Origin of the sequence: Thalassobaculum fulvum (assembly GCF_014652915.1) — a bacterium.
GTDB classification, from domain to species: domain Bacteria; phylum Pseudomonadota; class Alphaproteobacteria; order Thalassobaculales; family Thalassobaculaceae; genus Thalassobaculum_A; species Thalassobaculum_A fulvum.
The window spans coordinates 1-23,932 of record NZ_BMZS01000011.1; the positions used below are offsets into that span (position 1 = coordinate 1).

Annotated in this window: 25 protein-coding genes and 1 tRNA gene; 17 read left to right on the forward strand and 9 right to left on the reverse strand. The window is 71.4% G+C overall.

Annotated features, from left to right (window positions below; translation table 11 throughout):
* Positions 1–551 (reverse strand): adenosylcobinamide-GDP ribazoletransferase (locus IE246_RS21390; RefSeq protein ID WP_189993507.1); only part of this gene is annotated, 551 nt, incomplete at its 3' end.
* A gap of 101 nt (positions 552–652) precedes the next feature.
* Here IE246_RS21390 and cobT point away from each other — a divergent pair.
* The 7 genes from cobT (at position 653) to IE246_RS21425 (ending at position 7,710) form a co-directional block, all read left to right on the forward strand.
* Positions 653–1,684 (forward strand): nicotinate-nucleotide--dimethylbenzimidazole phosphoribosyltransferase, encoded by a 1,032-nt coding sequence (gene cobT / locus IE246_RS21395; protein WP_189993509.1) that lies wholly within the window; start codon positions 653–655, stop codon positions 1,682–1,684.
* On the forward strand, positions 1,681–2,310 hold the full coding sequence (locus IE246_RS21400) for an NUDIX hydrolase (RefSeq protein ID WP_189993512.1): 630 nt from the start codon (positions 1,681–1,683) through the stop codon (positions 2,308–2,310). The genes cobT and IE246_RS21400 overlap by 4 nt, the downstream gene beginning before the upstream one ends.
* A gap of 390 nt (positions 2,311–2,700) precedes the next feature.
* A complete protein-coding gene (locus IE246_RS21405) occupies positions 2,701–3,732 on the forward strand; it encodes a histone deacetylase family protein (RefSeq protein ID WP_189993514.1) in 1,032 nt (343 codons plus the stop codon).
* Positions 3,733–3,850: 118 nt separating this feature from the next.
* Positions 3,851–4,951: a TRAP transporter substrate-binding protein gene (locus IE246_RS21410; protein ID WP_189993516.1), complete on the forward strand. Its 1,101-nt coding sequence runs from the start codon at positions 3,851–3,853 to the stop codon at positions 4,949–4,951.
* 222 nt (positions 4,952–5,173) lie between these two features.
* Positions 5,174–6,145 (forward strand): DUF2157 domain-containing protein, encoded by a 972-nt coding sequence (locus IE246_RS21415; protein WP_189993518.1) that lies wholly within the window; start codon positions 5,174–5,176, stop codon positions 6,143–6,145.
* The gene (locus IE246_RS21420; RefSeq protein ID WP_189993521.1) at positions 6,138–7,184 is read left to right on the forward strand and encodes a DUF4401 domain-containing protein; all 1,047 of its coding nucleotides are present in this window, start codon (positions 6,138–6,140) and stop codon (positions 7,182–7,184) included. The genes IE246_RS21415 and IE246_RS21420 overlap by 8 nt, the downstream gene beginning before the upstream one ends.
* Complete coding sequence (locus IE246_RS21425) at positions 7,177–7,710, forward strand: GDYXXLXY domain-containing protein (RefSeq protein ID WP_189993523.1); 534 nt, start codon at positions 7,177–7,179, stop codon at positions 7,708–7,710. Before IE246_RS21420 ends, IE246_RS21425 begins: the two co-directional genes overlap by 8 nt.
* A gap of 29 nt (positions 7,711–7,739) precedes the next feature.
* Here the strand turns inward: IE246_RS21425 and IE246_RS21430 are convergent, their stop codons facing one another.
* From IE246_RS21430 to IE246_RS21440, 3 genes are all read right to left on the reverse strand, one after another.
* On the reverse strand, positions 7,740–8,348 hold the full coding sequence (locus IE246_RS21430) for a DUF1989 domain-containing protein (protein WP_189993525.1): 609 nt from the start codon (positions 8,346–8,348) through the stop codon (positions 7,740–7,742).
* 162 nt (positions 8,349–8,510) lie between these two features.
* On the reverse strand, positions 8,511–10,454 hold the full coding sequence (acs, locus tag IE246_RS21435) for an acetate--CoA ligase (RefSeq protein WP_189993527.1): 1,944 nt from the start codon (positions 10,452–10,454) through the stop codon (positions 8,511–8,513).
* A 269-nt stretch (positions 10,455–10,723) separates the two neighbouring features.
* Complete coding sequence (locus IE246_RS21440; RefSeq protein ID WP_189993528.1) at positions 10,724–11,284, reverse strand: regulatory protein RecX; 561 nt, start codon at positions 11,282–11,284, stop codon at positions 10,724–10,726.
* 81 nt (positions 11,285–11,365) lie between these two features.
* Between IE246_RS21440 and IE246_RS21445 the strand changes: the two genes are divergently transcribed.
* From IE246_RS21445 to IE246_RS21485, 9 genes are all read left to right on the forward strand, one after another.
* Positions 11,366–11,596: a type II toxin-antitoxin system ParD family antitoxin gene (locus IE246_RS21445; protein WP_229837429.1), complete on the forward strand. Its 231-nt coding sequence runs from the start codon at positions 11,366–11,368 to the stop codon at positions 11,594–11,596.
* Positions 11,593–11,922 carry a type II toxin-antitoxin system RelE/ParE family toxin gene (locus IE246_RS21450; protein ID WP_189993533.1) on the forward strand — a complete coding sequence of 110 codons (330 nt, stop codon included), beginning with the start codon at positions 11,593–11,595 and terminating at the stop codon, positions 11,920–11,922. Before IE246_RS21445 ends, IE246_RS21450 begins: the two co-directional genes overlap by 4 nt.
* Positions 11,923–12,053: 131 nt before the next feature.
* Positions 12,054–13,238, forward strand: coding sequence for an aspartate aminotransferase family protein (locus IE246_RS21455; RefSeq protein WP_189993535.1), 1,185 nt, complete (start codon positions 12,054–12,056; stop codon positions 13,236–13,238).
* Positions 13,239–13,263: 25 nt separating this feature from the next.
* Entirely contained in the window at positions 13,264–14,172 is a 909-nt protein-coding gene (gene argF / locus IE246_RS21460; RefSeq protein ID WP_189993537.1) for an ornithine carbamoyltransferase, read from the forward strand.
* Positions 14,169–15,137: an Hsp33 family molecular chaperone HslO gene (gene hslO, locus IE246_RS21465; protein WP_189993539.1), complete on the forward strand. Its 969-nt coding sequence runs from the start codon at positions 14,169–14,171 to the stop codon at positions 15,135–15,137. Before argF ends, hslO begins: the two co-directional genes overlap by 4 nt.
* 97 nt (positions 15,138–15,234) lie before the next feature.
* Positions 15,235–15,843 carry a hypothetical protein gene (locus tag IE246_RS21470; protein WP_189993542.1) on the forward strand — a complete coding sequence of 203 codons (609 nt, stop codon included), beginning with the start codon at positions 15,235–15,237 and terminating at the stop codon, positions 15,841–15,843.
* A gap of 102 nt (positions 15,844–15,945) precedes the next feature.
* Entirely contained in the window at positions 15,946–17,166 is a 1,221-nt protein-coding gene (locus tag IE246_RS21475) for a BtaA family protein (RefSeq protein WP_189993544.1), read from the forward strand.
* On the forward strand, positions 17,163–17,825 hold the full coding sequence (locus tag IE246_RS21480; protein ID WP_189993547.1) for a class I SAM-dependent methyltransferase: 663 nt from the start codon (positions 17,163–17,165) through the stop codon (positions 17,823–17,825). Before IE246_RS21475 ends, IE246_RS21480 begins: the two co-directional genes overlap by 4 nt.
* Positions 17,826–17,872: 47 nt before the next feature.
* Positions 17,873–18,043 carry a hypothetical protein gene (locus IE246_RS21485; protein WP_189993548.1) on the forward strand — a complete coding sequence of 57 codons (171 nt, stop codon included), beginning with the start codon at positions 17,873–17,875 and terminating at the stop codon, positions 18,041–18,043.
* A gap of 220 nt (positions 18,044–18,263) precedes the next feature.
* On the opposite strand, the gene argE is transcribed toward IE246_RS21485, so the two are convergent.
* From argE to IE246_RS21505, 4 genes are all read right to left on the reverse strand, one after another.
* Positions 18,264–19,445: an acetylornithine deacetylase gene (gene argE, locus IE246_RS21490; protein WP_189993550.1), complete on the reverse strand. Its 1,182-nt coding sequence runs from the start codon at positions 19,443–19,445 to the stop codon at positions 18,264–18,266.
* A gap of 10 nt (positions 19,446–19,455) precedes the next feature.
* Positions 19,456–20,088 (reverse strand): GTP cyclohydrolase I FolE, encoded by a 633-nt coding sequence (gene folE / locus IE246_RS21495; protein WP_189993552.1) that lies wholly within the window; start codon positions 20,086–20,088, stop codon positions 19,456–19,458.
* A 169-nt stretch (positions 20,089–20,257) separates the two neighbouring features.
* Positions 20,258–20,650: a Co2+/Mg2+ efflux facilitator ApaG/CorD gene (gene apaG, locus IE246_RS21500; protein ID WP_189993554.1), complete on the reverse strand. Its 393-nt coding sequence runs from the start codon at positions 20,648–20,650 to the stop codon at positions 20,258–20,260.
* 86 nt (positions 20,651–20,736) lie between these two features.
* On the reverse strand, positions 20,737–21,852 hold the full coding sequence (locus IE246_RS21505) for a calcium-binding protein (protein WP_189993556.1): 1,116 nt from the start codon (positions 21,850–21,852) through the stop codon (positions 20,737–20,739).
* A 172-nt stretch (positions 21,853–22,024) separates the two neighbouring features.
* On the opposite strand from IE246_RS21505, the gene IE246_RS21510 reads away from it, so the two are divergent.
* A tRNA-Gly gene (locus IE246_RS21510) sits at positions 22,025–22,098 on the forward strand.
* Here the strand turns inward: IE246_RS21510 and IE246_RS21515 are convergent.
* Positions 22,087–23,883: a flavin-containing monooxygenase gene (locus IE246_RS21515; protein ID WP_189993558.1), complete on the reverse strand. Its 1,797-nt coding sequence runs from the start codon at positions 23,881–23,883 to the stop codon at positions 22,087–22,089. The two genes, IE246_RS21510 and IE246_RS21515, sit on opposite strands and share 12 nt — an antisense overlap.
* Positions 23,884–23,932: the final 49 nt, after the last annotated feature.

A 23,932-nucleotide genomic window follows, 5' to 3' on the forward strand; every position in this document is an offset into this window, starting at 1 on the left:
GCCGGCGGCTGCCAGCGCGCCAGCGCCGGGATGGCCGCCCGGCCGAGGGCGTGGGCCGCCACCAGGGTGGCCACCGCCGTGGCGGCGTCGGGCAGGGCGCTCAGCGCCGCCAGCTTGGCGGCCGTCACCAGGACCAGCGCCAGCACGCCGTAGCTGCCGATATGGCTGTCGCGCATGATCCGGCGCTTGGCCTCGGCATCGCGGCCGCCGCCGAAGCCGTCGGCGACGTCGGCCAGCCCGTCCTCGTGCAGCGCGCCGGTCGCCAGCGCCGAGGCGGAAACCGCGACGATCGCCGCCACGGTCGCCGGCAGGCCGAAGCCGTCGGCGACCCACCAGCCGAACGCCGCGATCAGTCCGACCGCGACGCCGACCGCCGGGAACGCCCAGGCGGCGTCCATCAGCCGGCGGTCGTGCGGCAGCGTGCCGGGCCAGGGCAGGCGGGTCAGGAACGCGGTCGCCAGGCCGAGCTCGTCCGGCCAGGCGCGGGTCGGCCGGCCCGAGATCGGGCTTCGTGAATTCTGATCTCCGGGGCGTGACGCGTCGTCCTGCATCGCTTCCGTGTCGGTGTGGGCTTTGCCGCGAGACCCCAACGCGGTTATAGCCTCGCCAGCGAAAACGCAATCCCGCCGGCGATCCGGCAGCGCGAGGCCCGATGTCCGAGAAACACCTCGACCCCAACACCGTCTCCCTCGACGAGATGCGGGCGCTGTTCCGCGAGCTGCCCGGCCCCGACCTGGAGGCCGGCACCCAGGCGGCGGCCCGCGAGACCCAGCTGACCAAGCCGCGCGGCGCGCTCGGCCGGCTGGAGGAGCTGGCGGCCTGGCTGGCGACCTGGCAGGGCAGGCACCCGCCGCAGATGCAGCACCCGCGGACCGCGGTGTTCGCCGGCAACCACGGGGTCGCGGCCCTGGGCGTGTCGGCCTATCCGTCCGAGGTGACGGCGCAGATGGTGCAGAACTTCATCGCCGGCGGTGCCGCGGTGAACCAGCTGTGCCGGGCCTTCGACGCCGACCTCAGGGTCTACGAGATGGCGCTCGAGCAGCCGACCGCCGACTTCACCCAGGGCCCGGCGATGACCGGCGAGGAATGCGCCCGCGCCATGGCCTACGGGATGATGGCGGTCGAGCCGAACCTGGACGTGCTGTGCCTCGGCGAGATGGGCATCGGCAACACCACCTCGGCGGCGGCGCTGGCCTGCGCGCTGTTCGGCGGCGAGCCGGAGGAGTGGGTCGGCCGCGGCACCGGCGTCGCCGGCGCGGCGCTGGAGACCAAGACCCGGGTGGTGCGCGAGGGCGTCGAGCGGCACCGCGGCTCCGGCGACCCGCTCGACCTGCTGGCCGCGCTCGGCGGGCTGGAGCTGGCGGCGATCGCCGGCGCGGTGCTGGCGGCCCGGCTGGCCCGCACCCCGGTGGTGCTGGACGGCTTCGCCTGCACGGTGGCGGCGTCGGTGCTGTGGAAGATCGACCCGAAGGCCCTGGAGCACTGCATCGTCGGCCACCGCTCGGTCGAGCCCGGCCACACCCGGCTGCTGGAGGCGATCGGCAAGGAGCCGCTGTTCGACTTCGGCATGCGGCTCGGCGAGGGCTCGGGCGCGACCCTGGCGATCGGCGTGCTGAAGGCGGCGGTCGAGTGCCACGGCGGCATGGCGACCTTCGCCGACGCCGGGGTGTCGGGGCCGGCATGAGCGGCGGCGGCCAGGACGGCGGTGACGGTACGGGCCCGGTCAGGCCGCGGCCCTGGACGGTCGAATCGAGCCGGATCGAATACCAGGACCGGTTCCTGACCCACCGCATGGACCGCTGCATCACCGAGCGCGGCAACGTCCTCGACCCGTTCCACATCCTCGAGTTCAAGGGCTGGTGCCACGCGGTGGCGCTGACCCCGGCCGGCGAGCTGGTGCTGGTCGAGGAGTACCGGCACGGCGGCGGCGCGGTGGTCCGCGGCCTGCCGGCCGGAACCGTCGAGCCGGGCGAGGACCCGGCCGCCACGGTGGCGCGCGAGCTGACCGAGGAGACCGGTTACGTCGCCGACACCTGGATCGAGCTGCCGGTCATGTGGGCCAACCCGGCGACCCAGACCAACCGGGCGTACACCTACCTGGCGCTCGACGCCCGGCCGACCGGCACCCGGAACCTCGACCCCGGCGAGACCATCGCGGTGGTGCTGAAGCCGGCGGCCGAGGCGTTCCGCGAGCTGATGGCCGGCGGCTGGTGCACCACCTCGCTGCACGTCGCCAGCCTGCTGATGGCGCGCGAGTACGCCCGCGCCCACGCCGCCGAGGACCCGCGGCTGGCGCCGCTGGCGGGGTAGGGCGCCCGGCGCAGCGTGGGTTCCGGATCGTCTGCGCCCGGGCGGCGCATCCGTCCGGAATGACGTAGGAAAGCAGGCGGGCCAGCTCAGCCGCGAGCGCGCTGGGGACACTCCACCCGTCGTCATCCCGGTGCGGTCGCCGAGCGACCGACTCCGGGATCCATGGGTCAACCTGGGGGCGAGCGGACGCGTGGATCCCGGAGTCCGCGGTGCGGCTCCGGGATGACGAATGTGGGGGATCGGTGGCGTCCGCTTCCTCTCTCAGTCGTCATTCCGGAGCGGGCCGCCGCAGGCGGACAGCATCCGGAACCCACCCGCCGCTCCGACGCATCCGCTTGATCCGCTGAGGAACTTCGTGAAAGGTCTTGGCGGACACACCGGAGAACCCCGATGCGCGTCGTCGCCACAGACCGCCACATCGCCCACGCGCCGAGCGGGTTCATCGCCCGCGGCAACCGAGTCGCCAACCCGGAGACCCCGGAGCGGGCGGCGATCTTCCGGCGCGCGGTCGAAGCCGGCGGGCATGCGGTGATCGAGGCCGGCGAGCACGGCCTGGCGCCGGTCGCGGCGATCCACGCCGCCGACTACCTGGAGTTCCTGGAGACCGGCTGGGCCGAGTGGGAGCAGCTGCCGGACCACGCGCCGGAGATCCTGCCGAACGTGCATCCCGGGCGGAACATGTCGATCCACCCGACCCACATCGTCGGCAAGGCCGGCCACTACCAGGCCGACACCGCCTGCCCGATCGGACCCGGTACCTGGGCAGGCGCGCGCGCCTCGGCCGACGTGGCGGTCACCGCGGCCGACCTGGTGGCGGCCGACGGCGGCCCGGCCTATGCGCTGTGCCGGCCGCCGGGGCACCACGCCTATGCCGACCAGGCCGGCGGGTTCTGCTTCCTGAACAACTCGGCGATCGCCGCCCAGCGGCTTCGGGAGTCCGGCGCGAAGCGCGTCACCGTTCTCGACGTCGACGTGCACCACGGCAACGGCACCCAGGGCATCTTCTACCGCCGGGCCGACGTGCAGACCGTGTCGATCCACGGCGACCCGCATGCCTACTACCCGTTCTTCACCGGCTATACCGACGAGATCGGCGCCGGCCCGGGCCGCGGCGCCAACCTGAACCTGCCGCTGCCGCGCGGCACCGGCGACGGCGGCTACCTGGAGACCCTGGGGGGCGCGCTGGCGGCGGTCGAGGCGTTCCGGCCGGACGTGCTGGTGGTCGCCCTCGGGCTCGACCCGTCGGAGAAGGATCCGCTGGCGTTCCTGGCGGTCACCACCGACGGGTTCCGGCGGATCGGCGAGCGGATCGGCCGGACCTCGTACCCGACCCTGATCGTCCAGGAGGGCGGTTACGTCTCCGACATCCTCGGCGACAACCTGGCGGCGGTGCTCGCCGGGTTCGAGGCCGGGCGGGGGTAGCCGTCACGGCGCCACTTCGGCCGCTGGCAGGTCTGGGGTGCATTCGCGGCCCGCGGTCGGCTAGGATTTCGACTTCGACTGACTCAACAGACAAACAGACAACTCGGAGGAGACGCGTATGGACCGCCGTAATTTCATCAAGACCGCCGGCACGGGAGCCGTCGCCGGCGTTGCTGCGACCACGCTTGCCACTCCGGCCATCACCCAGAGCCGCATCCCCCTGGTGATCGTCTCCAGCTGGCCGCGCGACTTCCCGGGCCTCGGTACGGGGGCGCAGCGCCTCGCAGCGCGGATCGAACGGCTGACCGAAGGCCGGTTCGACGTGCAGTACTTCGCGGCCGGCGAGCGGGTCGGCGCCTTCGACGCCTTCGACGCCGTCGCGTCCGGCGACGCCCAGGCCTATCACTCGGCGGACTACTACTGGAAGGGCAAGCATCCGGGCTGGGCGTACTTCACCTCGGTACCCTTCGGCCTCACCTACACCGAGCATGCGGCATGGCTGAACTGGCGCGACGGCCAGCAGCTCTGGGACGAGCTCGCCGCCGAGTTCGGGCTGAAGTGCCTGGCCCCGGGCAACACCGGCGTCCAGATGGGCGGCTGGTTCAACAAGGAGATCAACTCGGCGGAGGACCTCAAGGGTCTGAAGATGCGCATCCCCGGCCTCGGCGGCGACGTCATGGCCAAGCTCGGCGCCTCGCCGGTGTCCCTGCCGGGCGGCCAGATCTACGAGAACCTGGTCTCCGGCGCGATCGACGCGACCGAATGGGTCGGCCCCTGGAACGACTACTTCATGAAGTTCTACGAGGCGGCCAAGTACTACTACTATCCGGGCATGCACGAACCCGGCGGGCCGCAGTCCTTCGGCATGAACAAGTCCTGGTGGGAGAGCCTGTCCGCGACCGACCAGGAAATCATCAAGGCGGCCTGCGAGGCCGAGTTCCTCAACCTGATGGCCGAGTTCAACGCCAACAACGGCAGGTATCTCACCAAGCTGATCGACGAGCACGGCGTCCAGCTGCGCAAGTTCAACGACGATGTCTACGATGCGTTCGGCAGCGCCGCCGAAGCGGTCTTCGAGGAGACCCGGCAGCACAGCGATCTCGCCAACCGCATCCACGAGAGCTTCGTCGCGGCGCGGGCGGATGTCGGCCGCTGGATGAACCTCTCGGACGCGGCCTACTACGCGCAGCGCAACCGCGTCCTCAAGATGGCCGGCTGATCGGCCCGGGCGGCCCGGCCCGACGGCCGGCCGCCCGTTCGCCGACCCCGACCAACCGTGTCGCCGGGCGGCCCGGAGGGGCCCGCCCGGCGCGCGGATCGCGACGCCGGGAGCACACGACGAAGACCGGGGTGCGAGTCGGGATGATTGCCGGGGCGGCCCGGCGGGGCGACTATCGCAGAACGAGCCCGACGCCGACACCGAGGAGCCGCCACGCCGTCCATGGCGAATCCATCGCTTCCCTACGCCCTGCTGCGCGCGGGGCTGATTCCGCCGGGCCGCTATCTCGAGGCGGTGCTGCTGTCGCGTGACGACGCCTTGTGGCACCGCTGGGGGCGCAATGCGCTGCTGGCCCTGGCGGTCGGGCAGATCCTGACCGGTATCGCCTTCTTCTTCGCCTTCAACTGGGCCGAGCTGCCGCCGTTCGCCAAGCTCGGGCTGATCCAGGGCGGCATCGTGCTGTGCGCCGCCGGCGCCTGGATCGGCCGCCGGCACCAAATCGCCTGGGAGGCGCTGCTGACCGCGGCGGCGGCGCTGGTCGGGATGCTGCTGGCGGTGTTCGGGCAGATCTACCAGACCGGCGCCGACGCCTACACGCTGTTCGTCGGCTGGGGGCTGCTGATCCTGCCCTGGGTGGTGCTGGCGCGGGCGTTGCCGCTGTGGGTGCTGTGGCTGACGGTCGCCGGGCTCGGCGGCTTCGCCTATGCGATCCAGGTCGCGATCCCGCTGGACCGGATCGACGCCGAGACGACGACGGTGCTGGTGGCGGCGTTCTACGCGGTGGCACTGCTGGCGCGCGAGCTCGGTGTTCGGCTCGGTCTCGCCTGGCTGCGGCCGCTGTGGCTGCGCCGGCTGCTGGTGTTCGTCATCCTGGCCCTGACTTTCTGGCTCGCGGCACCGGTGGTCCTGGACTTCGGCTTCGGGGTCGAGGACGGCCGGCTGGCGCTCGCCGGCTTCCTGCTGGCCACGGTCAGCGTCGGCGTCGGCTACACTTGGCAGCGCGACCTGCCGGCCGTAGTCCTGGCGGTGCTCGCCGCCAGCCTGTTCCTGTGCACGATCGGTCTGCGGGTGGCGGTCGACACCGACGACCTGGTGGGCGGCTCGTTCCTGCTGCTGGCGGTGGTGGCGGGGGTGTTCGGCGGCGCGCTGGCCCTGCTGCGCCGGCTGAGGATGTGGATGCTGGCCCATGGCTGACGGTCCCATGGCTGACGACACGCTCGACCGGCTGTGCCGCCGGTTCGCGCTGGACGCCGAGGCGGTGCGTGCCGCCGTCGCCACGGCGGCCGGGCCGGACACGCCCTGGTACCTGCGGGCGGCGACCGGCTTCGGGGCCTGGCTGACGTCGGGTGCGATGATCCTGGCGGTCGGTTTCGCGCTCGCCCAGGCGTTCGGGGACGATCGCCTGCCGACGACGGCGGCGGGGTTCGGCGTGATCCTGGCGGTCGGCGCGGTGGTCCTGCACCGCGCCGGCGGCGGCGCGTTCGCCGGCCAGTTCGCGGTCGCCACCGCGCTGGCCGCGCAGGTGCTGATCGCCGGCGGGGTCGGCGGCGAGGTCGAATCCGTCGCGGTCGCGGCGGCGGTCGCCGGCGGCGTCGCCGCGGTGCTGGGGGCGGCCTTGCGCGATCCCGAGCATCAGTTCCTGGCCGCCGGCTTCGCGGTCGGGATCGTCCCGTGGGCGCTGCTCGAGAACGAGGTGCCGCACGCCGACGGCCTGCTGATCCTGGCGACCCTGCCGCCGGCCGTGGCCCTGCTGGTGCGGCCGCCGGCCCGGGTCGACCTGCGCGGCCTCGCCTTGGCGTTGCTGCTGGTGCCGCTGGCCAGCCTGGCGGTGTCCGGCCTGCTGGAGGTCGGGGACGAGGTCGACCGGCTGCCGAGCGCGGTCTACGCCGTCGGGCTGCTGGCGGTTCTCGGTCTGCTGTGGCGGGGTGCTGCGCCGGACCGGCGGCCGCTGGTGCTGGTCGGCGGCGCGGTCTCGGTGGTGCTCGGCGCGGTCACCGCGGCCGGCGTGCTCGGGTCGCTGCTGCTGCTGACCTTGGCCTACCTGCTGGGCAGCCGCATGCTGGCGGCGCTCGGCGCCGTCGCGCACGTGTGGTTCGTCTGGCGGTTCTACTACGACCTCGAACTGACCCTGCTGGAGAAGTCCGGGACGCTGGCCGCCGCCGGGTTGCTGCTGCTGGCGCTGTGGTGGGCCTGGAGCCGGATCGCCCCGAAGGTGGAGGCGGCCGATGGCTAGGTTCTTGCCGGCGATCGGGCTGTGGGGCGGGCTGGCGCTGGTGCTGGTCGCGGTCAACCTGCTGATCGTCGAGAAGCAGCGGGTGCTGGACGACGGCCGCACCGTGCTGCTGGCGCTGCGGCCGGTCGATCCGCGCTCGCTGATCCAGGGCGACTACATGGAGCTGCGCTACCACGAGGCGCTGGTGCCGGCCGATGCCGCGGCGGACACCGCGTCGCCGGAGACCGACGGCCGCGTGGTGGTGGCGCTCGACGCCGACGGGGTGGCGACGTTCCGGCGCTTCGACGACGGCGGCCCGCTGGCGGCCGACGAGCAGCGGCTGCGCTACAAGCGCCGCGCCCCGTCCGGCCTGCAGCCCGACCCCGAGAACTCCGAGCTGTTCATCGGCGCCGAATCCTTCCTGTTCCAGGAGGGCCACGCCGAGGCCTACGAGGAGGCGCGCTACGGCATCCTCAAGGTGGCCCCGGACGGCAGCAGCGTGCTGGCCGGGCTGGCCGATTCCGGACGCCGGCCGATCCGGCCCTGAGCGGTCGCGGGCCGACGCGACCCTCCGGGTCACACGACGGCGTACTGCACCTCGCGCGGGGTCCGGCCGGGCCCGTTGATGACCGTCACGTCCTGCGGGCAGGCCGACAGCACCACCACCGCGTCCATCTCCGCCCGCAGCCGGATGTAGTCGCCGGGCTTCGACTTCGGTGCGTCGCGGACCACCTCGTTGGCCGGCCCGACGGCCACGTTCATGAACAGGTTGAACGGCGGCGGCGTGCACGGGCAGGACAGGCCGATCTCGGCCAGTGCCTCGTGCAGGTTCTGCTCGCAGCTCCGGTGGCCGGGCGCGCAGCCGTGCTCTTCGTAGATCTCGGGGCTGCAGGCGCATAGCAGGGTGTCGTGGACGCCGGGCGAGGTGTCCTCGGTCACCGTCAGGATCGGCCGGCGGCGGGTGGTCACCAGCGCATCGCCGACCGCCGGGACGACCTTGCTCAGCTTGGAGCGGGTGTGCTCCATCGACATGAACTCGCTGACGTCGGCGCGGCTGAACGCCCAGCAGTCCATGACCTGGGTGCCGTGGGTGTTGACCACCACCAGCTCGCGGCCCTTGTCGACCGGGATCGCGGCGCCGAAGCGGGCCGGGATGGTTTTCAGGTCACCGGCGAACGCCGCCATCGCACACCTCCTTGCTGCAGTGCAGCGCAAGTGAGGCAGCGTTCCGGCGGCCGGTCAACCGCCAGGCCTCCGCATCGTCGTCGATGCGGTTGACGGCAGCTCGGACTTTCGGGGCGGGCCCGCAGTACCGGCGGGCCCGTCCCGTACGGCTCCGTCCTGTGGCTACGCCCGGTTCATCCGGTTGCCGACCAGGTCGTCGACCACGGCCGGGTCGGCGAGGGTCGAGGTGTCGCCGAGCTGGTCGTGCTCGTTGGCGGCGATCTTGCGCAGGATCCGGCGCATGATCTTGCCCGAGCGGGTCTTCGGCAGCGCCGGCGCCCACTGGATCAGGTCCGGCGAGGCGATCGGGCCGATCTCCCGCCGCACCCACTGCACCAGCTCCTTGCGCAGCTCCTCGGTCGGCTCCTCGCCGACGTTGAGCGTGACGTACGCGTAGATGCCCTGGCCCTTGATGTCGTGCGGGTAGCCGACGACCGCGGCCTCGGCGACCTTGGAATGGGCGACCAGGGCGCTCTCGACCTCGGCGGTGCCCATGCGGTGGCCGGAGACGTTGATGACGTCGTCGACCCGGCCGGTGATCCAGTAGTAGCCGTCGGCGTCGCGCCGGCAGCCGTCACCGGTGAAGTAGCGGCCCTTGAAGGTCGAGAAGTAGGTCTGGATGAAGCGGTCGTGGTCGCCGTACACCGTGCGCATCTGGCCCGGCCAGCTGTCGGCGATGCACAGATTGCCCTCGGTCGCGCCCTCCAGCACGTTGCCGTCGTTGTCGACCAGCATCGGCTTGACCCCGAAGAACGGCAGGGTGGCGGAGCCCGGCTTCAGGTCGGTGGCGCCCGGCAGCGGGGTGATCAGGATGCCGCCGGTCTCGGTCTGCCACCAGGTGTCGACGATCGGGCAGCGCTCGTCGCCGACCACGCGGTGGTACCACAGCCAGGCTTCCGGGTTGATCGGCTCGCCGACCGAGCCGAGCAGGCGCAGCGACTTGCGCGAGGTCTTCTTCACCAGCTCCTCGCCCTCGCGCATCAGCGCGCGGATCGCGGTCGGGGCGGTGTAGAAGATGTTGACGTCGTGCTTGTCGACCACCTGCCAGAACCGGCTGGCGTCCGGGTAGTTCGGCACGCCCTCGAACATCAGGGTGATGGCGCCGTTCGCCAGCGGGCCGTAGAGGATGTAGGTGTGCCCGGTGACCCAGCCGACGTCGGCGGTGCACCAGTAGACCTCGCCCGGCTTGTAGTCGAACACGTACTCGTGGGTCATCGAGGCGTAGACCATGTAGCCGCCGGTGGTGTGCAGCACCCCCTTCGGCTTGCCGGTCGACCCCGAGGTGTAGAGGATGAACAGCGGGTCCTCGGCCCGCATCTCGGCCGGCGGGCAGTCCGCCGAGGCGGCCAGCATCAGGTCGTGGTACCAGTGGTCGCGACCGTCCTTCATCTCGACCGCGCCGCCGGTGCGCCGCACCACCACGCAGGTCTTGCACGACGGGCAGCTGGCCAGCGCTGCGTCGGCGTTCTTCTTCAGCGGCACCTTGCGGCCGCCGCGCAGGCCCTCGTCGGCGGTGATGACGATGGTGCTGTCGCAGTCCTGGATGCGGTTGGCCAGGCTGTCCGGCGAGAAACCGCCGAACACCACCGAGTGGATCGCGCCGACCCGGGCGCAGGCCAGCATGGCGACCGCGGCCTCGGGGATCATCGGCAGGTAGATCGTGACCCGGTCGCCCTTCTCGACGCCGAGCGCCTTCAGGACGTTGGCGAACTTCGAGACCTCGGCGTGCAGCTCGCGGTAGGTGATCGCCTTGCTCTCGTTCGGGTCGTCGCCCTCCCACAGGATCGCGGTCTGGTCGCCGCGCGTCGCCAGGTGACGGTCGAGGCAGTTGGCCGAGGCGTTCAGGGTGCCGTCGTGGAACCAGCGGATGTGCAGATCCTCGGCGTCGTAGGAGACCTCCTTGATCTTGGAGTACGGCTTGATCCAGTCGATCCGCTTGCCGTGCTCCGCCCAGAAGCCCTCCGGGTCGGAGACCGAGCGGGCGTACATCGCCTGGTACTTGGCACGGTCGATATGGGCCGCCCGAGCAACGGCCTCCGGCACAGCGATGACCATCTCTTCGGACATTTACCGTCTCCCTTGCTGGTCCGCCCGGCTGGGCCGCCGGCCGGCCTGCGGCCGGTGACGCACCGGTTCTCGTTGACGTAAGCGCAGTATCCACACCGTTCCAGGCGGAACAAGATGCTGACCCCGAGCTTCGGGACCTATTCGATACCGTCCCGCCACGGTGCCGGGCAACGCCGTCGATTGCACGGGGCGAAGAAATGTAAACCCGCTGGTGGCGGCCATCGGCGGTTTGTCAAACCTTGACAGTCAAGAATCGACAAGCGCGCCGGTCACTCCGGCGGCGTCTCGGAGTCGATCACGGCCCGGGCGGTGCCGAGGTCGAAGCCGGCGCGGGCCAGGGCGGCGAGGTCGCGGTCGCGGTGGGTTTCGCGGTCGGCGGCCCGGTACGGACCCAGCCGGCGCCGGCGGGCCAGCCGCCAGGCCGCGGCCAGCTCGGCCGCCCGGGTGTCGTCGCCGTCCTCGCCGGCCAGCGCCCGGTCGATGAGGTCCGGGTCGACACCCTTCTCGCGCAGGGTCATGCGGATCCGCCGCGCCGACTCGCCGCGCCGGCGCCGGCTGGCGACCTTGCCCTCGGCGAACAGCCGGTCGTCGACCAGGCCGGAGCGGGCGAACCGGGTGACGATGTCCTCGACCCAGGCGGCCGCCTCGTCGCGGTCGCAGCGGTCCTCGCGGGCCGCCCGCTCGACCCGCCGGGCCAGCACCCGGCGCAGCCCCTCGACCGAGCTGGCGTGGCGCTCCAGGTAGTGCAGCGCCGCGTTCTCCAGGCTGCGCTTCTTGAGCGGCCCGCGCGGAGCGCGGCCCCGGGGCGTCTCGGTCTCGCGGTCGGTCATGACCCGACTGTCGCAGGATTCGCCGGCCCCGCCCACCTTGCCAAATTTTGCCAAGAATCCTAGCCTGTCAGGATGAGCACGATGAACATCTCGCTGCCCGAGGCGTTGAAGGCGTTCGTCGACGAGCAGGTGACGCAGCGCGGCTACGGAACCAGCAGCGAGTATGTCCGCGAGCTGATCCGCAAGGACCGGGATCGCCAGCATCTTCGAGGCCTGCTGCTGGCCGGCGCGGAGTCGGCGCCGACGACCGTCGCGGACGCCGACTATTTCGACGGCCTGCGCGACCGGGTCCGCCGGCATCGCGACCGGTGAAGCCCCGAACGGTCGTTGCACGCGAGGTCGCAGGGCGAGACATCGACGAGGCGATCGACCACTACCTGCTGGAGACCGGCGAGCGTGCCGCCCTCGACTTCATCGCGGCGCTGGAGCGGGCCTACGGTCATATCGGCCGCAACCCCGATGCCGGGTCCCCGCGCTACGCGGCGGAGTTGGGCTTGCCTGGGTTGCGGATGTGGCCTCTGAGGCGGTTTCCCCATCTCGTGTTCTACGTGGTGGAGGCCGACCGGATCGACGTGTGGCGCGTTCTGCATGGCGAACGGGACGTGCCGCAGTGGCTTCGCGAGCCTGCGGGCGGCTGATCAGCGCACCGCGTCCCGGACCCTTAACGCCGCAGTCGCGCGCGAATCGTTGACAACCCCTACCGTCCTTCAGAGTATCGCGGTTTTCCCGAGGCCGAACGGCGGCCCCGGACATCCGAGGAGTACGGACCGTGGTTTCCAGCGTGATGCCGACCTATGGCCGGATCGACATCGCTTTCGAGCGGGGTGAGGGCCCCTACCTGTTTGCCACGGACGGCCGACGATACCTCGACTTCGCCTCCGGCATCGCCACCAACTCGATCGGCCACGCCCACCCGCACCTGGTGCGGGCGATCTGCGAGCAGGCCGGCCGCGTGATGCACGTCTCCAACCTCTACCGGATCCCGGAGCAGGAGAAGCTGGCCGACCGGCTGGTGGCGTCGTCGTTCGCCGACACCGTGTTCTTCTGCAACTCCGGCGTCGAGGCGCTGGAGGGGGCGACCAAGGTGGCGCGCCGCTACCACTTCCATAACGGCGAGCCGCACCGGACCCGGATCATCTGCTGCACCCACTCGTTCCACGGCCGCACCCTCGGCATGCTGTCGGCGACCGACAAGGAGGCCTACCGCGAGGGCTTCGGGCCGCGGGTCCAGGGCTTCAGCCACGTCGCCTTCGGCAACCTCAACGAGATGCGCGCGGCGATCTCCGACGATGCCGCCGCCATCCTGGTCGAGCCGGTGCAGGGCGAGGGCGGCGTGAACGCCGCGCCCGAGGGCTACCTGAAGGCGCTGCGCGAGATCGCCGACGAGTTCGGCCTGCTGCTGATCTTCGACGAGGTGCAGTGCGGCATGGGCCGCACGGGCAAGCTGTGGGCCCATGAATGGGCCGGCATGGCGCCGGACATCATGGCCTCGGCCAAGGGGCTCGGCGGCGGCTTCCCGGTCGGCGCGGTGCTGGCCAGCGAGAAGGCGGCGTCCGGCATGAAGCCGGGGCTGCACGGCTCGACCTTCGGCGGCAACCCGCTCGCCATGGCGGCCGCCAACGCGGTGCTCGACGTGATCCTGGCCGACGGCTTCCTGGCGAAGGTCGAGCGCACGGCGGCGTCGCTGCACGGCAAGCTCGAGGCCGTCGTCAAGCGCCACCCCAAGGTGGTCGAGGAGGTCCGCGGCAGCGGCATGCTGCTGGGCCTGAAATGCGTGGTGCCGAGCGGCGACCTGCAGACCCGGCTGCGCGAGGAACACGGCATGCTGACCGTCGGCGCCGCCGAGAACGTGCTGCGGCTGCTGCCGCCGCTGACCATCGAGGAGGCGCATGTGGACGAGGCGGTCAAGGCTGTCGACGCCGCCTGTGCCGGGCTGGCACGCGATGCCGCTTGATCCGATCGCGGCGGGGGAGCCGCCCATGAACGGTGTGCGCCATTTCCTGGATCTCGACCGGCTCGACGCGGAGACCCTGCGCGGCATGATCGAGCAGGCCAAGGCCTACAAGGCCGGCGACGGGCTGGCGGCCCGGCCGCTGGACGGCAAGGTCCTGGCGATGATCTTCGAGAAGCCGTCGACCCGCACCCGGGTGTCGTTCGAGTCCGGCATGAAGCGGCTGGGCGGCGAGGTGATCGTGCTGCAGGGCGCCGACCTGCAGCTCGGCCGCGGCGAGTCGGTGGCCGATACCGCGCGAGTGCTGTCGCGCTACGTCGACTGCATCATGATCCGCACCTTCCGGCACAGCACCCTGATGGAGCTGGCGGAATACGCGACGGTGCCGGTGATCAACGGCCTGACCGACGCCACCCACCCGTGCCAGCTGCTGGCCGACGTGATGGCGTTCGAGGAGCACCGCGGCCCGATCAAGGACAAGGTCGTGGCGTGGTCCGGCGACGGCAACAACATGGCGGCGTCGTGGATCCAGGCGGCCGTGCAGTTTGATTTCGAGCTGCGCATCGCCTGTCCGCCCGAGCTGGCGCCGCCGCCCGAGGTCATCGCCTGGGCGCGCGCCAAGGGCGGCCGGATCACCGTGCTGCACGATCCGCAGGCGGCGGTGAAGGATGCCGATGCCGTGGTCACCGACACCTGGGTGTCGATGGGCGACGACGACAGCAACCGGCACAACCTGCTGGCCGCCTACCGGGTCGACGAGGCGCTGATGGCCGAGGCCAGGCCGGACGCGGTGTTCATGCACTGCCTGCCGGCGCACCGCGGCGAGGAGGTGACGGCCGCGGTGATCGACGGGCCGCAGTCGATCGTCTGGGACGAGGCCGAGAACCGCATGCACACCCAGATGGCCGTCCTGTCCTGGTGCCTGGAGCCACGATGAGCGCACGGGAAGCCCTTTTCGAGCATACCGGACGCGACGACATCATCCTGCCCTTCCAGATCGACCCCTACGGACTGCGCGGACGGCTGATCCGCCTGGGACCGGTGGTCGACCGCATCCTGGGGCGGCACGACTATCCGGAAGCGGTCGCGGCGATGCTCGGCGAGACCATGGCGCTGGCCGCCTGCCTGGCCGGGGCCCTGAAGTACGACGGCATCTTCACCCTGCAGACCAAGGGCGACGGGCCGATCGGCACGCTGATGGCCGACATCACCAGCGACGGCGAGATGCGCGCCTACGCCCGCTACGACGCCGACCGGCTGGCCGCGGTCGAGCCGGCGGCGATCGCCGAGCGCTCGGTCCCGCGGCTGCTCGGCGGCGGCTACATCGCGTTCACCGTCGACCAGGGCGCCAACACCGACCGCTACCAGGGCATCGTCGAGCTCGAGGGCCGGACGCTGTCGGAGTGCACCCACTCGTATTTCCGGAACTCCGAGCAGCTGGAGGCCGGGGTGCTGCTGGCGGCCGGTCAGGCGGCCACCGCCGACGGCCCGGCCTGGCGGGCCGGCGCGCTGATGATCCAGCGCCTGCCCTACCAGCGCGACCTGCCCGGGCGGCCGAGCGAGGACGAGTACGACGAGAACTGGCGCACCGCCGTGACCCTGATGAGCAGCGGCACCGTGGCCGAGCTGCTGTCGGCCGAGCTGCCGCCGGACCGCCTGCTGTTCCGGCTGTTCCACTCCGAGGGCGTGCGGGCGTTCCAGGCACAGCCGGTGGTCGACGCCTGCCGGTGCTCGAACAGCCGGGTCGACCGGGTCCTGCGGGCGCTGTCGGTTGCCGAGCTGGAGGAGCTGAAGCAGGGCGAGGACGTCGTCGTCGTCTGCGAGTTCTGCAAGCGCGAGTGGCGGTACGACGACGCGGCGCTCGCGGCCCTGCGCGACGGCGAGGCGGCACCGTCGTTCTGACGGAGGCTCTCGCGCCGTCGACCCCGACGCCCTATGTGATGGTTCGACCGCTTTCCCGCGACCCGCTTCCCGCGCCCTGCTTCCCGACGAGGTCCCGATGATCGCCCGCTGCCCCGCGCCCCCGATGAACCGCCGCCTGTTCCTGTCGATGGCCGCGGCCGGCCTGGCCGCCGGCTGCGCCCAGCCGGACCCGACCGTCCGGTTCGCCGACCTGACCTTCACCGGGCGCCAGCCGATCCGGCTCGACGTCGCCGGCCTGGAGGTGGTCGACGAGTACCGGATGCCGCTGGCCGACCCGAACGTCGAGCACCGGGCGCCGCTGGCGCCGAGCGCCGCGGCCGAGCGCTGGGCCCGTGACGTACTGCGCCCGGCCGGCCGCGGCGGCCGCGCCGTGGTGCGGATCACCCAGGGCAGCCTGACCGAGAACCGCTTGAAGACCACCGGCGGGGTCAAGGGCTGGTTCACCGTCGATCAGGCCGAGCGCTACGACGCGACCATCGCCGCCCGGCTCGATCTCTACGGCGCCGACGGCCGGGCCCTCGGCAACGCCCGGGCCGAGGCCTCGCGCTTCCAGACCATCGCCGAGGACGCGACGCTCAACGACAGGCAACGGTTGTGGTACGCTCTGGTGGAGGCGACGGTGAACGATTTCGCGGCCTCGATGGAACGGGCGATTCGCGAAAAGCTGACGCCGTACGTCCTCTGACCGGCGGGTTTCCACCAGGATTTTCGCCGTGATTCCGCGATGCAGCGATTCTGTCATACAAAGTAGGTATCAACGGGGGCCCGATTCGACAGGGAGGGAGCGATGGGAGCGGTCAACGTCCTGAAGGCGGCGGTGATCAAGGCGCCGGTCTACACGCGGCGCGGCCTGCAGGAACGGTTGTTCACCCTCGCGTTCTCCGGTCTGGTCTATCCGCAGATCTGGGAGGACCCCGAGGTCGACATCGCCGCGATGGGCCCGCTCGAGGGAAAGCGGATCGTCTCGATCGCGTCGGGCGGCTGCAACGCGCTGGCCTACCTGACCGAACGCCCCGAGAAGGTGATCACGGTCGACCTCAACCGCCACCACGTCGCCCTGAACCGGCTCAAGCACACCGCGATCGCCCACCTCCCGGACTTCGAGACCTTCTTCCGGTTCTTCGGCGAGGCCGACCGCAAGGATAACGCCGCGGTCTACGACCGCCACCTCGCGGCCAGGCTGGAGCCGGAGATCCGGGCCTACTGGGACCAGCTGACCTGGAGCGGCCGGCGGATCTCGCTGTTCTCGCGGAACCTGTACAAGTACGGGCTGCTCGGCCGGTTCATCACCATCGTGCACGTGCTGGCCCGGCTGCACCGGGTCGACCCGCGCTGCATGCTGGAAGCCAAGACCATGGAGGACCAGCGCCGGCTGTTCGACGAGAACCTGGCGCCGATCTTCCGGTCCTGGCTGGTCCGCACCCTGTGCCGCAGCCCGAGCTCGCTGTACGGGCTGGGCATCCCGCCGGCGCAGTTCGACGACCTGAAGTCGGACGCCGACGGCGGCGACATGGCGGCCCTGCTGCGGCGCCGGCTGGAGCGGCTGGCCTGCGACTTCCCGCTCGCGGACAACTACTTCGCCTGGCAGGCCTTCGGGCGGACCTACGACCGGGAGAACCGGCGTGCCGTGCCGCGCTATCTGCAGGAGCGGCATTTCGAGACCCTGCGCGAGACCGTCGACCGGGTCGAGATCACCCAGGCGTCGATCACCGCCCGGCTGGCCGAAGAGCCGGCGGCGAGCCTCGACCGCTACGTGCTGCTGGACGCCCAGGACTGGATGGACAGCCGGCAGATGAACGAGCTGTGGGCGCAGATCCTGCGCACCGCCCGGCCGGGCGCCAAGGTGGTGTTCCGCACCGCCGGCGAGAAGACCATCCTGCCCGACCACCTGCCGCCGGCCCTGCTGGATCGCTGGCGGTACGAGGAGGAGCCGAGCCGCGCGCTGAACGCCCGGGACCGGTCGTCGATCTACGGCGGCTTCCACGTCTACACCCTGCGCGACGCATGAGCGCGACCGGGGGGGCGGCGGACGCCCGCGAGTCGATGGACCGGATGTACCGGCTCCAGCGGCACTTCTACGACCTGACCCGCAAGTACTACCTGTTCGGCCGCGACGGGCTGATCGAGCGGCTGGGCGCCGGGCCGGGCGAGACCGTGCTGGAGGTCGGCTGCGGCACCGCCCGCAATCTGGTCAAGATGGCCCGGCGCTACCCCGACGCCCGGTTCTACGGCCTGGACGCGTCCGACGAGATGCTGAAGACCGCCGCCGCCGCGGTCGCGCGTGCCGGCCTGTCCGGCCGGCTGCCGCTGGCCCAGGCCTACGCCCAGACCTTCACGCCGGCGACCTTCGGCCTGGACGCGCCGTTCGACCGCATCGTGTTCTCCTACACCCTGTCGATCATCCCCGGTCCGGTCGAGGCGCTCGACAACGCGCTTGCCCAGCTGAAGCCGGGCGGGACGCTGCACGTGGTCGACTTCGGCGACGCCGCCGGCCTGCCGGGCTGGTTCCGCGGCCTGCTGGCGTGGTGGCTCGAGAAGTTCCACGTCGCCCACCGTCCGGAGGTCGGGGCCTGGTTCGCGGGCCGCGCCGCCGACGGCTCCGGCCGGCTGGAGTCCCGCGCCATCGGCGGGCGCTACGCCGAGTTCTTCACGCTGACCAAGGCCTGACCGGCAGGCGGGCGACCGCCCGCCCCCTCCGGATCGCTCGCCCGCCGGTGCCGATGATCGTCCTGCGGCCGTTCACCGGCAGCCGCGATGTCATGGGCGAGTTCGCCAACCGCCGGATCATCACGGTCGCCACCGTGCTCGGCGGCGCGGTGGTGCTGACCCCCAACCTAGTGCTGCTGCTGCAGACCTTCGGCGTGCCGATCCCGGGGCTGGGGTGACGGGCCTTGCCCAGGCCCACGTCGCTTCGTGGGTTCCGGATGCGTTCCGCCGACGGCGGACCGCTCCGGAATGACGGCAGCGAGTTGAGTGCGGACGACGCCGGGACGGAATGCACGGGCCTCGCCTCGGAGCACTCCTTCATTCGTCATTCCCGACGGGCGCGCCGCCCCCGGCGCGGGCGAGCCGGAACCCACTGGCCGCCCAGGAGCGACCGGCGCTCTACGCCGCCGTCTTCGCCCAGTCGATCAGCTTGCCGATGAAGTCGGCGCACTGGTCGATCTGGTCGATGTCGACGTACTCGTCGGCCTTGTGCGCCTGGTCGATGCTGCCGGGGCCGAAGATCACCGCCGGCATGCCGGCGCGCTGGAACAGCCCGGCCTCGGCGCCGTAGGCCACCACGCCGGAGGCGTTCAGCCCGGTCAGGTGCCGCACCAGGGCCTCGGCCGCCGAGGTCTCGTCGGGCGCCAGGCCCGGCACGTCGGTGATCATCTCGGTGACCACGCCGGCGTGCGGGGCCGCCGCTTTCAGGACCGGGTCGAGCTCGTCCGCGCAGAACCGGCGGATGCGCGCCTCGATGGCGTCGGCGTCGTCGGTCGGGACCAGCCGGACGCTCCAGGTGACGTGGCAGGTCTCGGCGACGATGTTGTGGGCGGTGCCGCCGTGGATCACGCCGACGTTGAAGGTCGAGCACGGCGGGTCGAACGGCGACAACGGGTCGGCATCGGCCTCGAACTCGCGGCCGAGCTCGCCCAGGAACCCGACCAGCCTGGCGGCCGCGTCGATCGCGCTGGCGCCGAGCGCCGGATTGCTGGAATGCGCCGGCACGCCGGTGATGTCGGAGTGGTAGACCCGGGTGCCCTTGTTGCCGCCGATCAGCTGCATCGAGGTCGGCTCGCCGACGATCACGGCGCGCGGCCGCGGCAGGTTGCCGGTCACGTCCTTGATGATGCCGCGCACGCCCAGGCAGCCGACCTCCTCGTCGTAGGACAGGGCGAGGTGGATCGGCACCGTCAGCTTCGCCTTCGCCATGTCCGGCACCAGGGCCAGCGCGGTCGCCAGGAAGCCCTTCATGTCGCAGGTGCCGCGGCCGTACAGCCGGCCGTCGCGGCGGTCGACCTTGAACGGGTCGGAGGTCCATTTCTGGCCGTCGACGGGCACCACGTCGGTGTGGCCCGACAGCACCACGCCGCCCGCCGCCTCGGGGCCGATGGTGGCCCACAGATTGGCCTTGCCGCCGGTCTCGTCGTGGGTCAGGCGCACCGCGACGCCGTGGCCGGCGAGATAGTCCCGCACGTCCTCGATCAGCGCCAGGTTGGAGTTGCGCGAGGTGGTGTCGAACGCCACCAGGCGCTCGATCATGGCGATCGAACGCTCCAGGCGTCCCTCGGATCCGGCACTCATCGACGCGCGCTCAACCCCGGTGGCCGATCAGCTGGAAGAACTCCCGCCGGCGCTCGGCGTCGTCCTTGAAGCAGCCGAGCATGCGGGTGGTGACCATGCCGACGTCGTGCTTGTGGACGCCGCGCGTGCTCATGCAGTGGTGCTCGGACTCGATCACCACGGCGACCCCGACCGGGTCGAGCACGTCCTGGATCGCGTTGGCGATCTGGGCGGTCAGGCGCTCCTGGATCTGCATGCGCCTGGCATAGGCGTCCACGACCCGGGCCAGCTTGGAGATCCCGACCACGCGGTCGCGCGGGAAGTAGGCGACGTGCGCGGTGCCGATGATCGGCAGCATGTGGTGCTCGCAGAACGACTCGAAGCGCACGCCCTTCAGCAGCACGATCTCGTCGTAGGCCTCGACCTCCTCGAAGGTGCGGGCCAGGATGTCGGCCGGATCGTACAGGTAGCCGCCGAACAGCTCCTCGTAGGAGCGGACGACCCGCGCCGGGGTGTCGGCCAGCCCCTCGCGGTCCGGATCCTCGCCGATCCACTCGATCAGCGTGCGGACCGCACGCTCCGCCTGCTCGCGGGTCGGCTTCCGGTGCGCGGCCGGCAGCACGTTGCTCTGGGGCTTGGCCAGCGCGTTGTCGTAGGGGCTCATGTCATGATCCTTGTTTCGGGAGGGGGTGCCCTGAAGGCAGAGCCAGTTGCCGAAGTGCACGTCTTGTTGTGCGGGGATGTTCGTCACTTATACGCCGAGATCGCGGATTGGATCAAAGAACACCCGCTCACGGCCCAGTGATCGGGGTGGAGTGGTCGGGGCAGAGCGATCAGTTCAGGCTGACCCGCTGGTGCGGGCTGTCGAGCGAGAATGCCGGAATCGCCACCTCCAGCCACTCCCCGGTCTCGACCTCCATGCCGTAGGACCCGACCATCATGCCGGACGGCGTATTGAGCGGGCAGCCGCTGGTGTACTCGAAGCTGTCGCCCGGCCGCAGCACCGGCTGCTCGCCGACCACGCCGGGGCCGCGGACCTCCTGGGTGCGGCCCTCGGCGTCGGTGATCGACCAGAACCGGTTGCGCAGGCGAACGGTCTGGCCGCCGAGGTTCTCGATGCGGACCTGGTAGGCCCACATGAACTGGCGCTCGTCCGGCGACGACTGCTCCTCGAGGAACACCGGCTGGACCGTGACCCGGATGTCGTGCGTTGTGCTGCTGTACATCACTCCATCCTCGGACGCTCCCGACGTCCCTGATGTAGGCCGTGCGACCCTCGGTTTCCAACACCCGCAGGCGCGCCCGGTTCGGCCTAGCCGGTCGTGAACCAGCCGTCGACCACGGACGCGGCGGCAACCCCGGTCAGGGTCACGGTGGCGCCGTTCGAGAACGTAACCACCGCCGATCCGCCGACGTCGGCGGCCGACCAGGTGATGCCGGAGGCGAGGCTGATCTGGTCGCCGAGGGCGTTGTCGAAATCGCCGATGGTGTCGTTGCCGGAGGGCGTACCCATCAGGAACACGTCGCCGGCGGTACCGCCGATCAGCAGGTCGTCGCCGCGGTTGCCGGCCAACACGTCGGCGCCGGCCCCGCCCGACAGGGTGTCGTTGCCCTGGCCGCCGTACAGCCAGTCGGCGTCGGCGCCGCCGATCAGCGTGTCGTTGCCGAGGTTGCCGTACACGATGTCGGCCGAGGTGCCGCCGTCGATCGAGTCGTTGCCCTGGCCGCCGAACAGGCTGTCGGCGCCGTCGCCGCCGCTGAGCGTGTCGTTGCCCTTGTTGCCGTAGATCACGTCGGCGCCGTTGTGACCGAGCATCGAGTCGGCGCCGTCGTTGCCCCACAGCAGGTCGTTGCCGTCGCCGCCGACGATGCTGTCGTTGCCCTGGCCGCCATACAGGGTGTCGGCCGCGCTGCCGCCCGACAGCAGGTCGTTGCCGACGTTGCCGTACATCAGCTCGGCACCGTCGCTGCCGAACAGACTGTCGGCGCCGTCGCCGCCGGTGACGGTGTCGTCGCCGGCCCCGCCCGAGATCACGTCGTCGCCGTTGCCGCTGCCGCCCCGGATCAGGTCGTTGCCGTCGCCGCCGACCAGGGTGTCGTCGTCGGGCCCGCCGGTGATGGTGTCGGCGCCCTCGGAGGCGGTCAGGTTGACCTTCAGCTGGGTGCCGGTGAGGTTGGCGCCGGTGAACGACACGCCGATGGTGCTGGTCACCACCATGGTCAGCGTGGCGCTGGTGCTGGCCAGGATGGTGGTCGGCACGTCGATGACGTGGGCGGCGTTGGCGCTGACGTTGATCGTCGAGTAGCCGGTGAACTGGCTGAGGCTGGTCGACGCCAGCGTGCCGGAGGTGATGTTGAGGGTTCCGGTGTCGGTTCCGTCGTCCGCGATGGACGCCAGCCCTGTGACCGACGAGCTTACAGTGGCCATGGCACACTCCTCATTCTTGAGGCCTTCGGGCGTTCTGCCCCGCCGTACACGGCATAAGTCGCTATTGGTTAAGATTTTATCACTGCGTGCCCGGCCCGTCACGAGGCTCGTTGGACGGGCACGACCGGGGGCTTGCAAGATCGCGCCGGCTGACGCATGTTCTGGGCACGGCGCGGGTGTAGTTCAATGGTAGAACGGCAGCTTCCCAAGCTGCATACGAGGGTTCGATTCCCTTCACCCGCTCCAGCTTCCTTCCCCCGCCGATCGCATGAGCCCCAGCTCCTCCGCCTTGATGGCGAGCGCCAGGTACTTCGAGTAGTTGCGGCACTGCGAGAACGCGCCGGCGGTGAACCACAGCCCGGGATGGCCGGTGCGGCTCCACATGTTGCGCAGCTCCTGGGTCTCCGGGTCGAACCCCCAGACCGGGCCGGCGCGCTCGGCCACCGCGTCGCCGAACAGGGTGCGGACCATGTGGTCCTGGCCCTTGTAGCCGGTCGCCAGCACCACCAGCTCGGCCGCCAGCAGGCGGCCGTCGGCCAGCCGGGCGCCGCCGGCCTCGAACGCCTCGATGTCGGCGTACTGCACCACCGGCAGCTTGCCGGCGGCGATCAGGTCGGAGCAGCCGACGTTGAAGTAGTAGCCGCCGCCGCGGGTCCGGTATAGCAGCGGCCAGCCGGTGCCGTTCTCGCCGAACGACAGCCGGAAGCCGGCCTTCTCCAGCCCGTCGAGCAGCGGCTTGTCGAGCTCGCGGACCCTGTCGGTCAGCAGCTTGTGGGCGGTCCGCATCAGCGGCAGCGGCATCGAGGCGTTGATCAGGTCGCGGTCGTCGAGCGACGGGCCGGGGCCGAGGTACACGCCGTCGTACAGCTGGGCGCTCGGCTCGACGTTCACCACCAGGGTCGGGCTGCGCTGGATCATGGTGACCCGGGCGCCGCTGCCGTGCAGGTCCTGGGCGATGTCGTGGGCGCTGGTGCCGGTGCCGAACACCAGCACATCGCGGCCGCGCCAGGCGGCGCCGTCGCCGAACCTGCTTGAGTGCACGACCTCGCCGGCGAACCGGTCGAGGGTCGGGATGTCCGGCAGGCTCGGGGTGCCGCTGACGCTGGTCGCCATGACGATGTGCCGCGGCCGCATCTCCCGGATCGAGCCGTCGACGAGCCGCAGGCGGGCGGTCCAGCAGCCGGCGGCGTCGTCCCAGGCGGCACCCTCGAACGACGTCTCGGTCCAGAAGGCGATCTCCATCGCCTCGGCGTAGATCTCCAGCCAGTTGGCGATCTGGTCCTTGGAGAGGTATGCCGGGAAGGTCTCCGGGAACGGCAGGTAGGGCAGGTGGTTGCTGTGCTTCTGGTTGTGCAGCTTCAGCCCGTGATAGCGCAGCCGCCAATTGTCGCCGACCCGTGCCATCCGGTCGACCACCAGGGCGTCGACGTCGAGCTGGCCGAGCCGGGCGGCGGCGGTCAGCCCGGCGTGGCCGCCGCCGACGATCAGCACCGTCGGGTCGCGGTCGGCATAGGCCGCCGCCGCGCGCCGCCGGTCGAGCCAGTTCGGGCCGTGGAAGTCGCGGTCGAACACCGGGCCCTCGCGGGCGGCCCGCAGGGTCGCCTCCTCGTGGCCGCGCAGCTCGTCGAGCGCGGTCAGCAGGGTCCAGGCACGGGCCGGCGCGCCCGGCGCGGCGTCCAGCCGGAACCGCACGATGCCGCTGCCGCGCCCGACGTCGGTCTCGAAGCCGATCATCGCCTCGATCACCTCGACGCCGGCGCGCTCGACGGTGCGCGGCGGGCAGCGCCCGGGGTGGACCTTGAGGCCGGTCAGGGCGCGCGTGCGGCCGAGCCGGGCGAGCTCGCCGGCCAGCCGGTCGCCGCCGCTGACCGTCACGATCCGCCAGGTCAGCGCCAGCACGTCGCGCCAGTGCGAGTCGGCCTCGAACAGGGCCGCCGTCGCGGTCGGGTCGGCGGCCGCGAGCGCGGCCTCCAGGCGGGCCAGCCAGTCGTCGACGGTCGGCAGGAGGCGGGCGGTCTGCTCCGAGCCCATGGCGATTTCGCTCCCCGATTCTCGTTCCGGTTTCTTGTCATGGTCTTCC